This window comes from Bacillus sp. GW823-FHT06A10, assembly GCF_058795375.1.
The window spans coordinates 829103-843026 of sequence record NZ_JBXAHT010000001.1; the positions used below are offsets into that span (position 1 = coordinate 829103).

Annotated in this window: 16 protein-coding genes; 14 read left to right on the plus strand and 2 right to left on the minus strand. The window is 34.0% G+C overall.

What is annotated here, in order from left to right; all coding sequences use genetic code 11:
- Positions 1–11 precede the first annotated feature (11 nt).
- From AC1Q8M_RS04340 to AC1Q8M_RS04370, 7 genes are all read left to right on the plus strand, one after another.
- Positions 12–755, plus strand: a complete 744-nt coding sequence (locus AC1Q8M_RS04340) for a LysE family transporter (RefSeq protein ID WP_141549509.1) — start codon at positions 12–14, stop codon at positions 753–755.
- A gap of 19 nt (positions 756–774) precedes the next feature.
- The gene (locus AC1Q8M_RS04345) at positions 775–1068 is read left to right on the plus strand and encodes a hypothetical protein (protein ID WP_000286363.1); all 294 of its coding nucleotides are present in this window, start codon (positions 775–777) and stop codon (positions 1066–1068) included.
- 78 nt (positions 1069–1146) lie between these two features.
- Complete coding sequence (locus AC1Q8M_RS04350) at positions 1147–1776, plus strand: sterol desaturase family protein (RefSeq protein ID WP_090975970.1); 630 nt, start codon at positions 1147–1149, stop codon at positions 1774–1776.
- Positions 1777–1997: 221 nt separating this feature from the next.
- Positions 1998–2339 carry a DUF485 domain-containing protein gene (locus AC1Q8M_RS04355; RefSeq protein WP_097924913.1) on the plus strand — a complete coding sequence of 114 codons (342 nt, stop codon included), beginning with the start codon at positions 1998–2000 and terminating at the stop codon, positions 2337–2339.
- A gap of 2 nt (positions 2340–2341) precedes the next feature.
- Complete coding sequence (locus tag AC1Q8M_RS04360) at positions 2342–3892, plus strand: solute symporter family protein (RefSeq protein ID WP_001098240.1); 1551 nt, start codon at positions 2342–2344, stop codon at positions 3890–3892.
- 191 nt (positions 3893–4083) lie between these two features.
- Positions 4084–5433, plus strand: coding sequence for an aspartate aminotransferase family protein (locus tag AC1Q8M_RS04365; RefSeq protein ID WP_000850960.1), 1350 nt, complete (start codon positions 4084–4086; stop codon positions 5431–5433).
- 64 nt (positions 5434–5497) lie between these two features.
- Complete coding sequence (locus AC1Q8M_RS04370) at positions 5498–5776, plus strand: DUF3986 family protein (RefSeq protein WP_098400469.1); 279 nt, start codon at positions 5498–5500, stop codon at positions 5774–5776.
- A 62-nt stretch (positions 5777–5838) separates the two neighbouring features.
- Here AC1Q8M_RS04370 and AC1Q8M_RS04375 read toward each other — a convergent pair whose 3' ends face one another.
- A complete protein-coding gene (locus tag AC1Q8M_RS04375) occupies positions 5839–7002 on the minus strand; it encodes a cation:proton antiporter (RefSeq protein WP_098360897.1) in 1164 nt (387 codons plus the stop codon).
- 269 nt (positions 7003–7271) lie between these two features.
- Between AC1Q8M_RS04375 and AC1Q8M_RS04380 the strand changes: the two genes are divergently transcribed.
- Positions 7272–8117 (plus strand): MerR family transcriptional regulator, encoded by an 846-nt coding sequence (locus AC1Q8M_RS04380; RefSeq protein ID WP_000925940.1) that lies wholly within the window; start codon positions 7272–7274, stop codon positions 8115–8117.
- Between the two features lie 130 nt (positions 8118–8247).
- The gene (locus tag AC1Q8M_RS04385; RefSeq protein ID WP_098400470.1) at positions 8248–9603 is read left to right on the plus strand and encodes an MATE family efflux transporter; all 1356 of its coding nucleotides are present in this window, start codon (positions 8248–8250) and stop codon (positions 9601–9603) included.
- 36 nt (positions 9604–9639) lie between these two features.
- Here the strand turns inward: AC1Q8M_RS04385 and AC1Q8M_RS04390 are convergent, their stop codons facing one another.
- On the minus strand, positions 9640–10305 hold the full coding sequence (locus AC1Q8M_RS04390) for a DUF421 domain-containing protein (RefSeq protein WP_000923922.1): 666 nt from the start codon (positions 10303–10305) through the stop codon (positions 9640–9642).
- Positions 10306–10466: 161 nt separating this feature from the next.
- Between AC1Q8M_RS04390 and AC1Q8M_RS04395 the strand changes: the two genes are divergently transcribed.
- The 5 genes from AC1Q8M_RS04395 to AC1Q8M_RS04415 all read left to right on the plus strand — a co-directional run bounded on the left by AC1Q8M_RS04395 (position 10467) and on the right by AC1Q8M_RS04415 (position 13770).
- A complete protein-coding gene (locus tag AC1Q8M_RS04395; protein ID WP_098360899.1) occupies positions 10467–11045 on the plus strand; it encodes a YdcF family protein in 579 nt (192 codons plus the stop codon).
- A 148-nt stretch (positions 11046–11193) separates the two neighbouring features.
- Positions 11194–11511 carry a magnetosome magnetite crystal formation protein family gene (locus AC1Q8M_RS04400; RefSeq protein ID WP_063546959.1) on the plus strand — a complete coding sequence of 106 codons (318 nt, stop codon included), beginning with the start codon at positions 11194–11196 and terminating at the stop codon, positions 11509–11511.
- A gap of 150 nt (positions 11512–11661) precedes the next feature.
- Complete coding sequence (gene nfsA, locus AC1Q8M_RS04405) at positions 11662–12396, plus strand: oxygen-insensitive NADPH nitroreductase (protein ID WP_098400471.1); 735 nt, start codon at positions 11662–11664, stop codon at positions 12394–12396.
- 215 nt (positions 12397–12611) lie between these two features.
- Complete coding sequence (locus tag AC1Q8M_RS04410; protein WP_141549508.1) at positions 12612–13157, plus strand: sigma-70 family RNA polymerase sigma factor; 546 nt, start codon at positions 12612–12614, stop codon at positions 13155–13157.
- A 1-nt stretch (position 13158) separates the two neighbouring features.
- The gene (locus AC1Q8M_RS04415) at positions 13159–13770 is read left to right on the plus strand and encodes a PH domain-containing protein (RefSeq protein WP_098360900.1); all 612 of its coding nucleotides are present in this window, start codon (positions 13159–13161) and stop codon (positions 13768–13770) included.
- The last annotated feature ends 154 nt before the right edge of the window (positions 13771–13924 follow it).

A 13924-nucleotide genomic window follows, 5' to 3' on the forward strand; every position in this document is an offset into this window, starting at 1 on the left:
CCATCACCTAGATGGCTCTTTTGTATATTTTGGATAAAAAAGGGTATTTTATTACGAAAGCTAGTCTATTTTTTCAAATTACATCATTAACTAGTAGTAAAGAGAGTAGAAAGGATAGAGCGATGATTGGAGCAATTATACAGCAAATTGTATTAGGTATATCATTAGCTGCGCCAGTAGGGCCGATTAATATTGAAATGTTAAAACGAGGAATTGAACGTGGGTTTTGGCACGCTTGGGTTGTTGGAATTGGTGGAATGACTGCAGATGTTTTATTTATGCTTCTCATTTATTTCGGTTTATCTTCTGTGTTTATGTATACATATGTACAAGCCTTCATGTATTGCACGGGTTTTTTCTTGTTATTTTATTTAGGATTTCAAAGTGTAAAACAAGGAATTTTCGAATCGAATATGGAATATAAAAAAGAAGAGGTAGGTGGCCTTAAGCAATCGTTTATGGCAGGGTTTTTAATTGCGATATCCAATCCATTAAATCTTGTTTTTTGGTTTGGTATATACGGAAGTACACTGAGCTCATTACTTACGAAGGTAACGAAACAAGAAGCTTTTTTGTACAGTCTTTGCATTATTGCTGGTATTATTTTATGGAATTTAAATATTGCTTTTTCTGTACATTTTGGAAGAACTTTATTAAAACCAAAAGCGCTTGGCTACATAACAGCCGGAGCAGGTATTATTTTAGTAGGATATTCTATACATTTTGCATACAAAGCTTTACAGTTGTTCACATAAGATTGAAGGGGAGATTTTTATGTATCGAACCACTATTGACGGAAAAGAAATTATCATTACGTTAGCGCCAAAAATCCGAAAAGAAATTACTGATAGAAATCCACTATATGAGGCGGTATTTCATAATGCTGCAAGATTGCTACAAACAAAGCAACCGACGTTTGCAGTAAATCATGAAATATTTGGGCTCATTATTGGAGAAGTGCAAAGAGGAGAAGTAACAGTATTTGCAGTGGAACATATTATTCCGAAGCAAAATATATTTGGATCGAACAATTTTTTCTCGACAATAGAACAGCAGGCAAATTTGTAAAGTGAATAGAATAAGAATAGAAAAGAAATAGTCGTAACGATATGTTGCGGCTGTTTTTTTGGAAAAGGGGGAAACAAGATGAAGAAAGTGGGGAAAGAGTTCTTTTTACAACATGATATCGTTATTATGTATAGCATTCTATTTATTTTCATTATTATTTTAAAAATGCAATTTTTTACGTGGTTTGGGATGTTAGCATGTATGTTTGGGATTGTTTTCTATACACTTAATGAATATATGACACATCGTTTTTTATTCCATATAAAGCCACCTAAAAACACATTTCTATTAAAAATGTTAAGAAGATTACATTATGATCACCACGTATATCCAGAGGATTTAAAACTTTTGTTTTTACCTGTATGGTTTAGTATACCTAGTTTTACTATTTATTTGCTTATAGCATATGGTATTACAAAAAGTGTTACTATTACACTTTCATTTGGAATCGGAATGATTATCATGCTGCTCGTTTACGAATGGAAACATTATATTGCCCATAGACCGATTCGTCCCGTCACTAAGTTTGGAAGATGGCTAAAAAAACAACATATATTACACCATTATAAAAACGAAAAGTTTTGGTTCGGTGTTTCAAATCCAGTATTCGATTTTATATTTGGAACACTTAAAGACGGAAAAGATGTTGAGTTAAGCGAAACAGCTCGTAATTTAGAAAAGGAAAAAAAGACAAAAGTAGTGCGTTAAGCACTGCTTTTGTCTTAATGAGGAAAAAAAGTAAAGTGTCACTTTATTTTGAAAAAGTATATTAAAAATTTGGGGGAATTTGCTGAAAAATGTCTATCGAAAAATCTTTGCATGAATGTATGGATTGTCTAAAATGAGTATAAGTTTCTGAATATTTATAAAATTTAGTCTTTAGGTATACGAAGGGGAAGTGTATTTCAAGTAAGAGAGGGGATCGGTTAATGAAACGAGATGATACGTCAGCACGTAAGTTGCAAAATGAGGTGAATTATACAGAGGTCGTTCAGTCGGAAGAATTTCAATTGTTATTAAATACGAAAAAGAAGTTTATCGTTCCAATGAGTATTTTCTTTTTTAGTTTTTTTATTGCACTGCCTATTTTAACGTCGTATTCAAAGGTGCTTAATACACCTGCATTTGGTGACGTTACATGGGCGTGGGTATTTGCTTTTTCCCAATTTATCATGACATGGGCACTATGTATGATTTATAGCAAAAAAGCAGAATCATTTGATGAAATCTCCCAAAAAATTCTGCAAAACATGCAAAAAGGGAGGGGCTGAACTTGAATACTACTGCGTTTGCACTATTTTTAATTATCGTTCTTGGTACGCTAGTCATAACCTATTTTGCATCGAAAAAAACGAAAAATGCGAGTGAATTTTATACGGCAGGAGGGGGATTAACTGGTTGGCAAAATGGTCTAGCCATTGCTGGAGATTACATGTCTGCTGCTTCATTTCTTGGTATAGCCGGAGCAATCGCATTAACTGGGTTTGATGGATTCTTTTATAGTATCGGTTTTTTAGTTGCTTATTTAGTTGTACTGTATCTTGTTGCAGAACCGCTTAGAAATTTAGGGAAGTACACTTTGGCGGATATGATTGCAGCACGCTTTGATGCGAAAAAAGTTCGCGGAGTTGCAGCTCTTAATACGATGACGATTTCTATCTTTTATATGATTGCACAATTAGTTGGCGCGGGTGCACTTATTAAATTATTATTAGGGATTGAATATACGACATCTGTATTAATCGTTGGAACACTTATGACGGTGTATGTTATTTTTGGAGGTATGACAGCAACGAGCTGGGTACAAATTGTAAAGGCTGTATTACTTATGGCTGGTACGTTTATTATTTCTGTTATCGTTTTCGCAAAATTCAACTTCAGCGTGACTGAAATGTTCGCCCAAATGAAAACAGCTACACCTTTAAAAGATTCATTTTTAAATCCAGGTGTAAAGTATAAGGATGGTCTTGATACACTTTCTTTAAATTTAGGACTAGTACTTGGTACAGCTGGATTACCACATATACTAGTCCGCTTTTTTACAGTACGTGATGCAAAAACTGCACGTCAATCTGTCGTATATGCGACGTGGTTAATTGGTGCATTTTATATTATGACGATTTTCTTAGGATTTGGTGCGGCAGCGTTTGTAGGAAATGAAGCGATTATTAAAGCGAACCCAGCTGGTAATATGGCGGCACCTTTATTAGCCAAAGCGTTAGGTGGAGACTTCTTATTTGCTTTCGTATCAGCAATTGCTTTTGCAACGATTTTGGCTGTAGTGGCAGGTCTTGTATTAACAGCAGCATCAGCATTCGCTCATGATTTTTATAATGAAATCATTCGTAAAGGAAAATCAACGGAAAAAGAGCAAGTATCCATGGCTCGTTATGCATCTATTGGAGTAGCGATACTATCTATCATACTTGCATTATTTGCCCAAACATTAAACGTAGCATTTTTAGTATCATTAGCATTTGCAGTTGCAGCGAGTGCAAATCTACCAGTAATTTTATTTACAATATATTGGAAGCGTTTTAATACAACGGGTGCTATTTCGGGTATGATTGTAGGTCTCGTATCAGCAATTGTTCTCGTAGCGTTGAGTCCGAATGTTTGGAACCCTGTAGCTGGAAAAGCTATTTTTGTTGGGGAAGCGTTATTCCCATATACGACACCAGGAATTATTTCAATTCCACTCGGATTTCTTGCAGCATATTTAGGAACGGTTTTATCTAGTAAGAAAGAAGATGAAGCGAAATTTGATGAAATTCTCGTGAAATCTAATACTGGTCATGGCATTAGCGATGCGTCTTCACATTAAATAAAAGAGGAGCTTTTCGATAGATAAGAAAAGCTCTTTTTTCTTTTGTCATTTTCTTGTAAATATTACTGATTTGTAAGTAGGATTTGTCTTAATTTTGTGGAATGAAAATAGCAGGGAGAAATTTAAGTCATCATGGCACCAGCGCAGCTTTTGTGAAAAATAAGTTGTTATGGAAGGTGGAAGTAATGATGAAAACGAAGCAAACTGATGAATTATTAGCAAAAGATGAGCAATATGTTTGGCACGGAATGCGTCCCTTTAGTCCAAATAGTACAATGGTAGGGGCAAAAGCTGAAGGGTGCTGGGTTGAAGATATACAAGGAAAAAGATATTTAGATGGTATGAGTGGCCTTTGGTGTGTGAATAGTGGATATGGAAGAAAAGAGCTCGCAGAAGCGGCTTATAAGCAATTACAAACATTATCATACTTTCCAATGTCACAATCCCATGAGCCAGCTATAAAGCTTGCTGAAAAGTTAAATGAGTGGCTTGGGGGAGAGTATGTTATTTTCTTCTCAAATAGTGGTTCAGAAGCGAACGAAACAGCTTTTAAAATAGCAAGACAATACTATGCTCAAAAAGGTGAACCACATCGTTATAAATTTATGTCACGTTATCGTGGATATCACGGGAATACAATGGCGACAATGGCAGCGACGGGACAAGCGCAGCGTAGATATCAATATGAGCCGTTTGCTTCAGGTTTTTTACATGTAACACCACCGGATTGTTACCGTATGCCTGAAATTGAAGGGCAGCATATCTATGATGTAGAATGTGTGAAAGAAGTCGATCGTGTTATGACGTGGGAATTAAGTGAAACAATTGCTGCGTTTATTATGGAACCTATTATTACAGGCGGGGGCATATTAATGCCACCACAAGACTATATGAAAGCTGTTCATGAGACGTGTCAAAAACACGGTGCCTTGCTTATAAGTGATGAAGTGATTTGCGGTTTTGGGCGTACAGGAAAAGCATTCGGATTTATGAATTATGATGTGAAGCCAGATATTATTACAATGGCAAAAGGCATTACGAGCGCATATTTACCATTATCTGCAACAGCTGTGAAAAAAGAAATATATGAGGCTTTTAAAGGTAAAGGAGAATATGAATTTTTCCGCCATATTAATACATTTGGTGGAAATCCAGCAGCTTGTGCATTAGCACTTAAAAATTTAGAGATTATGGAAAATGAAAATTTAATTGAGCGATCTGCACAAATGGGTTCCCTTTTATTAGAGCAACTAAAAGATGAAATTGGAGAACATCCGCTTGTTGGGAATATTAGAGGAAAAGGTCTATTAGTTGGAATTGAATTAGTAAATGATAAAGAGACGAAAGAGCCAATTGATAATGATAAAATAGCAAGTGTTGTAAATGCTTGTAAAGAAAAGGGTTTAATTATAGGACGAAACGGTATGACAACAGCAGGATATAATAACGTTTTAACATTAGCGCCGCCGCTTATTATTTCAAGTGAAGAAATTGCTTTTGTTGTTGGAACGTTGAAGACGGCGATGGAACGTATTTAATAAATAGAGAGAGGAGCGAGCTGTAATATAAGGCTCGCTTTTGTTTAGTAGGAGGGGACTTTTAATGGAGAAATATGATCCTAACAAACATTATCACATCGGATATTATGAAGACGGATATGATTTAGAAGTGACAGCGTACAAAAGAATAAATGAACCAGTTTGGGATGCTTATATTCCGCACTATGAGGCAGACGATTTTTATAAGAAAGTGGAGGGAATGAAGCTAGGTAAATATATAGATGATTATGGCATTATGGTGTATTCATTTGGGAATGATATTGATGATGATGAAGCACAAATTATTTTTGAAAAATGGTTAAAAAAGAACGGGATTGTTTAAAGATAAAACAAAAAGGAGATTGCTATCTTATAAAATAGCAATCTCCTTCTATTATAGTAAACTTATTTACTTGCTTTCATTACTTTATCTTTTGCACCAAAAGTGTATTTTAACATTGGTGGTGTAATCATTGTAGTTAAAATAACGACAATAACGATAGCTGTAAAGTAATTTTGTGCCAATAGACCTGAAGAAAGTCCTGTTCCTGCGATGATAAGTGCAACTTCACCACGAGAAACCATTCCAGCACCGATAATTGCAGAAGACTTAGCGTCAAATCCAGTCATTCGAGCACCGAATCCACAGCCGATTAATTTCGTTAATACAGCGATAACAGTTAATGCTAAGATGAACCAAATTTGATTGCCGATACCGTCAAATGTAATATTCATACCGATACTAACGAAGAATACGGGAACGAACATAGCGTAAGCAATTGGTTCTACTTTCTTTTCTACTTCATGTTTGTAGTTTGTTTGAGAAATTGCAATACCAGCAGCGAAAGCACCGATAATACCAGCAATTCCTAATAATTCGCCGAAATATGCGAATGAGAAACAGATGATAAGAGCCGCGCTCACGATAGACTCAGATACGCGCAGTGGTGATAACCAGCGCATAATCGCAGGAACACCTTTCCATCCGATTAAAATAATAGAAGCGAAGAATACTACTTTCTTCAAGATAACCATTGTTAAGTTAACATCATCAGTACCTAAGAAGCTCATTGCAAATGCTAATAAAATAACAACAAGAATGTCATCAAATACAGCGGCTCCAAGCATCGTCGTACTTTCACGTGTTTTCATTTTACCTAAATCACGAAGTGTTTGTACGGAAATACTAACACTTGTCGCACATAGAAGTAATCCTAAGAATACAGCGTTTCCTTGTTCCATTCCCATCACAAGACCGGAAACGTAACCACCTACGAATGGAAGAATGATACCTCCGAGTGCAACTGCTAAAGAAGAATTACGATTTGCGTTTAATTCTTCTAAGTCTGTTTCAAGTCCAGCCATAAACATTAAAAGAATAACCCCGACATTACTTAATTGAGTTAGAAGCTCTGAATTTTCAATCCAACCTAATACAGCTGGACCGATAACTATACCGACAATTAATTTACCTAGTACAGAAGGTTGACCTAATCTAACACTAAGATCACCAGCAAGCTTTGTACTTAATAAAATAAGTGCAATTTGAAAGAAAAATTCGAATTCCATCTGATCCTCTCCTCGTCATTTTTAATTTTATAATACGATTTCTCGGAATTTGCCTAATGAAAATATGTAAAACCCATTAAACAAAAGGGTCTGATTACAAGTTCTTTTGAACTCGTAATTTGAACCTGTAATTAATATATAATAAAATTTATTAAAAATCAATGAAAAAATAGCAGATTTTCATGATGGAATTTGATTTAGGTATGAAGGGAATGGCTATATAATAAGAAGAAATAAGGCAATATTTTTAATGAATTGGAGAAGGAAACATGTTATTAAATAAACGCTTTACAATTGGAGAAATGGCAAAAATGCATAATATCGCAGAATCTACATTGAGGTATTATGATGAAAAAGGAATTTTTCATCCGTCCATTGTTGATCCTCAAACGAATTATCGTTATTATACAATCGATCAATTTTCACTGTTAGATACGATTAAATTTTTACGCCAGTTAAATATTCCGTTAAAGGAAATTAAGAAATATATTGATGAAAGAAATCCAACATACGCACTCAATTTACTGGAAAAACAACAAGAAATGATGCTGAAGAAACAAAGAGAAATTGAATATGCCTTAGCAAAAATGGAACATAGAATTCATTTAATTAAGGAAGCAACAAAAGCAAAAGCTGAACAAATGGTAATTAAAGAGATTCCGCAGCGGAAAATTACAGCAATTGCGGTTGCTCCAAATACGACGGATGATATGTTTGAGTACTACATCCATTCGTTGCAAAAAAATATGAGGCAAATGGATGATAGTTTATTTTCTGGAGATATTGGTGTAACTGTTGCGAAAAAAGGATTAATGCAAAATGAGTTTCAAGCATATAGTAGTGTTTTCATTCTTTTGGATTACATGCCCTTTCAAGTGAATAGTTCAGATGAAATTAAAGCAGGTATATTTGCCTGTGTATATCACCACGGGCCATATGAAGAAACTGATGAAACATATAAGAAATTAATAAAATATATTGATCAAGAAGGATATGAAATAGACGGAGATTCGATTGAGATTGCATTAATTGATTGGTCTGTAACAGAAAATCCAGAGGAGCAAGTAACAGAAATTCAAATTCCTATAATGAAAAAACAAAGCAATAAGTTATAGGACTCGTATAATTACAAATGAGCATCAAACGCGATAATTAAGTTACCTATTTTTTAATTCCCTATTGACCTTCAAGTTACTTGAAGGTTTAAACTGAGGAAAGAGAGTTGAAAAAGGAGCATATTAGAGTATGGAAGCAACAGAAAAATTAAGAGAAAAACCGATAAAAAGTTTATTTATTTCTTATTTAATACCAGCTGTTCTAGGAATGGTATTAATGTCAGTTAATATTGTAATTGATGCGGTCATGATTAGTAGAGGAGTTGGGGCGAACGGTTTAGCAGGAGTAAACGTGGCTATTCCAGCGTTTTCGATTTTCTTCTCTATTTCATTATGGATCGGAATGGGCGGGGCAACGTTATATTCCATTGCATTAGGTGAAAATAAACGAGAAAGAGCACGGTCTATTTTTACTCAATCCATGACGGTAGCAGTTGTTATCGTAGGTGTTTTAGCGGCTATTTGTTTATGGAGAATAGAAGATTTAGCGTACTTATTTGGTGCAAATGAAGTGATTTTACCATATGCGTTAGACTATTTACACGTATTATTAACATTTGGAATGATATACGTTTTAGAAAATATTTTAAGTACATTTATACGAAATGATGGAAATCCTAATTTAGCAATGGCAGGTCTTGTTGTAACGGCTGTATTAAATATAGTATTTGACTATATCTTTATTTTTATCTTTGGATGGGGGGTAACAGGTGCTGCTTCAGCGACTATTCTTTCGGCAGCGATTGGTTTCCTTGTATTATTAACTCATTTCTTTAGAAAAAGTAGTATTTTAAAATGGACGAAATTCCATTTTGAATGGGATACTGTCAAACAAATTATGGTGATTGGTTTCCCAAGTTTTACAGCAGAAAGTACGGTTGCAATCGTAACGATTGGTTTTAATATCGCATTCGTCCAATATGCAGGAGAAGTAGGAGTAGCTTCCTATGCGATGGTGAATAGTATTCATGCAATGGCATTACTATTATTCTTCGGTGTAGGTGCTGCATTGCAACCGATTGCTAGTTTCCATTACGGGGCAAACTTATCAGAGAGACTTCGTGAAGGATTGAAGTTTGCTGTGAAAATTGCTGTTGTACTTGGGGGCATTGCGATAATTGTCGGATTATTCTTCGGGAAATATATCATTGGTCTATTTGATGTCCAATCTCCAGAATTATTGGAGTTAACATTAACGGGTATTAGCTTATTCTTTATTCAATACGTATTTTTAGGCTATAACATTGTGTATGGAGAGTACTTCCAATCAGTGCGACAAACGAAGAAATCAGTACTGATTATAATGAGCCGAGGGTTACTATTTATCATTCCATTGTTATGGATTATGCCGAAATTATTTGGGATAAACGGAATTTGGCTCGTTATGCCAGTTGCTGAAGTAATGACAGCAATTATCGTATTTACGATGAATCGTATGAAACATCCTGTTCCATTAAATATGGCAGGAGAGAAAGAAGCGATATGATGAAGAAAATCCCCTTAAGCAATTAAGGGGATTTTTTTATTCCTTTAAACTAATCGCAAAAGATCCATCCGTTTCTTGAACAGAAGCGAAAGCAACGTTTTTAATATTTGTAATTCCTTTTTCTTTTAATTCTTTATATAACCATTTTTCATCTTTATGGATTAACTTTAAGTTATCATATTGAATTTGTGAATCGACAATAAGTGCAATTGGTAATCCAGCATACTTAACATCTATGTTTAAATCTTTTGGAGTTAATGGTACAAGTTCTCTTTTTGGTAAAATACTAATAGCTCCGTTCGCTTCTAAAATGGCGTATTCAATTTCATGAACACTCGGATATCCTGCAACGCGAAGATTAGAAAGTAGTTCGGCAATGGGATATCTACTTTTTTGTAAGTTCTCAAAAATAATATCACCATGTTTAATTAAAATGATAGGGTGTCCGAGAATAAAACGATTTAGTTTGTTGAATAGGCTTAATTTTGTAAGGAGTAAATGTAAACATGTAATAACAACCATACCGAGAAATGCTTGTAAAGCACCAGAGACGGGTATGGCCTGGAAAGCTAAATAAGATAAAAAGATTATAGCCCCAAAATCATGAGGAGTTAGTTGTGCTAACGCGGATTTACCGAGTAACTTAAGCGATAGTAAAAATAAGATGAAAAAGAACGACACGTTACATAAAAAGAGAAGCAATAGAGACACTCCTTGGTGTAAAGTTGTACTTACTATTCCCGAAAGTAATATAAATATTACCTTTCAGAGGATAATTTAGGGTTTATTGGAATTTGTCTGTATACAAACAAATAAATGGATATTATCATGAAGGAAGTAAAAGAAAATAGGAGTATATGAGTATGAGAAAGAAGAAAATAATAAAGTGTATTTTAGTTGTTATAATGATTTGCGCCGTATATGCGGGGTTTTTACAATATCACATTTATAAGCATGGACATATGAATGCAAGTGACGATGCTGAGTACATAATTGTACTAGGATCGAAAGTAAATGGAACGAAACCATCTTATTCATTGCAATATCGTATTGATAAAGCAGCTGAATATTTAAAATCACATGAGAAAACAATCGCTATCGTATCTGGAGGACAAGGAAAAGGTGAAGACATTTCAGAAGCATTAGCAATGAAACAAGGACTAATAAAACAAAACATCGCAGAAGACCGTATTATAATGGAGGACAAATCTAAGAATACAGATGAGAATATTACATTCTCAAAACCGTTAATTCCAGCCGATATGAAAAAAGGTATGATCGTAACAAACGATTTTCATATGTTTAGAGCGAAAAAAATAGCTGCCAAACAAGGTTTACAATTAGAAGGTCTTCCGGCAAAAACACCGAAACCAATCATCATTCCATCGAATGTACGAGAATATTTAGCAATTACACAGTATTGGTTTATGAATCGAATATAGTGAAAGTGATCCCGTCTGAAACTTCAGACGGGATTTAATTTGAGGAAAATCTTACAAATATGTCACGTTAGTGAAAGGTAAAGCGATAGTTTCTAGAATGGTTTCCTGACATAATGAAGGTAACAAAAACTATTTAGAGGTGAATCGGATGAAAGGAAATAATATTTTATCTTCGTTATGTTACTTTAGCATCTTTTTTGCACCATTTTTACTACCAATTATCGTGTACTTTGTTGCAGAAGATGAAGTGAAATATCACGCGAAAAAAGCATTTTGGTCACATGTTTTCCCATACGCAATCTTATTTGGAGGACTAGCAGTATCAGGAATGTACGGTTTAGGTTTCAATCAATCTGACGGTGCTGGAATTGGAATGATTATCACATATACAGTGTTCATTCTTGTAGGAATTTACTACTTCATTTGGAATATCGTAAAAGGTATTAAAGTCTTGAAAACGGCGTAATAAGACAAGAAAAAATTTCATTTACCGTATTCATAGACGTTTTAAAAAAAGAGCAATTCAAAAAGAATTGCTCTTTTTGTGCTTATAAGTTGTGAATATTGAAAAAGATGTGTTAATTTTTCATTATGAAGAGAAAAAGGAGTGATTTTCATGAATGAGATAATACATAAGATAGAGCAACACGTTTCAGTTCGTAAATATAAAGAAGAAGCAATTCCGAAAGATGTAGTAGAAAAAATGGTGCACGCTGCACAGCATGCGGCTTCATCACATTTTGTACAGGCGTATTCTGTCATATATGTAACAAATCAGGAATTAAAGGCTAAATTAGCAGAGTTATCCGGAAATCGCCATGTGAAAGACTGCGCAGCATTCTTTGTTTGTTGTGCAGATTTAAAACGACTTGAAATTGCATGTGAAAAACATGGTACAGAGATAAAGCATGAAGGGGTGGAAGACTTTATCGTTGCGACGGTAGATGCTTCACTTTTTGCGCAAAACTTAGCGTTAGCAGCAGAGTCATTAGGATACGGTATTTGTTATATTGGTGGTATTCGTAATAATCCGAGAGAAGTGAGCGAATTGCTTCATTTACCAGATAAAGTATATCCTGTATTCGGAATGACAGTCGGTGTACCAGATGAAGAACATGGAGTTAAACCACGCTTACCGGTAGCAGCGGTTCTTCATGAAAATGGATATGATGAACAAAAATATGATGAATTATTAAACGAATATGATGAAACGATGAGCGCGTATTACAAAGAAAGATCATCAAATCAAAAAAAAGTAACATGGACGGAATCAATGAGTTCGTTTATGTCTAAAGAAAAAAGAATGCATATGAAAGAGTTTTTAAGTGAAAAAGGATTAAATAAGAAGTGAGTAAAGAGGCAAACCTGTGATGCGGGTTTGCCTTTTTTGAAAGGAGAAATACCTAAGATCAGAAAGTTGTCTATTCTTTCTGATCTTAGGTATTTCGTTTGTTATCATATATATAGAAATAAAAGTTAATAAATTTTTCCAAAAGTGATAGAAAATGAGAATGAAATACCAATAGTAAGTAAAGGCAGCTGCTAAAGGGGAACTGAGGAAGGAAGATGCATATGATTTTCGATTCTGAAGAGGATTTAATTATAGCTATGAAAAAACATGATCAAGATGCTTTGAAAGAAGTGATTGATCAATATGGAAAATTAATTTTGTACATTATTCATAAATCATTAAGTACCCCTACTGAAAAACAATATGTGGATGATTGTTATAACGATGTATTTACTGTTATTTGGTTTAATATCGACCAATTTGATACAGAAAAGGGAAACTTAAAATCTTGGATGATTGGTATTACTAAATTGAAGGCATTGGAATATAAAAAGAAAGTATATAAAGAGAATAAAATCGATAAGGACGTAGAAATAGATACAAGTGTCCATGATAGGTATGAAATAGAACAAGAAGAAGAGATTATGGAAATTGTTCAAGATTTAAATAAGAAAGATCGATATATCTTTTTAAAGAGGTATATTGATGGGTATTCCATTGACGATATTGCAAAAGAATTAAAAGTAAAGGCAGATTATATATACAATCGAATTTCTCGTGGGAAGAAAAAATTTCAAAAACTGTGGAAAGGGAGTGTGTAATATGGATAAAAGATTATTATCGATGTTAAATGAGCTCCAATATTCAGAGGAAGAAATTACACGTTTAGAGAAAGAAGCAAATGAGTCTATCGATATAGATAAGTATTATGTAAGAAATGGAGAGTTACTAAAAAAATTAACTTTACAAATGTTAGAAGAGTCAATTCGAAGTGAATTACAAGTTGATGAAGAAATTAAGAAGGAACTGTTAGTAGACGAAGGGTATATGACAAATAATAAAGTCATACCAAATATATATTACGTAGGAGCTACTTTCTATTATTATCTCGTTTTAACAAATAAAAGAGTGATTATGAAAGGATTAGATTGTTATTTTAAAAAGACACATGAACATAGCATGCCAATAGAGGATATACAATCCATTTCGCAACATAAAAAAATGAAAAATGTCTTTGAGATTAAATATAATAACACTCATATACAATTTGGAAGTATTAAGTATGCACGTGAAGTTGCAATGATAGTTATGGAGTTAAAAAAGCGAGGAGTAAAAGTAGAAAAGTATACAGATTTTGAAAAAGGGTTTTTCTTATTTTTTAATATATTTGTGATAGTAAGTGCAGGTCTTTGTTTTATAAAATATTTAATGTAAAAAGCGGCATAATAGCCGCTTTTTATCGTTTTATCACGCTATTTTCCGGGCAGTAAGAACCCCATCTCAAAATTCAGGGGAAGCAAAGAAGTTAGGTGGGGATGAACAAAACCCCCACTGATTAAAGTTCCACTTTATTTAGTATTTTGATTTG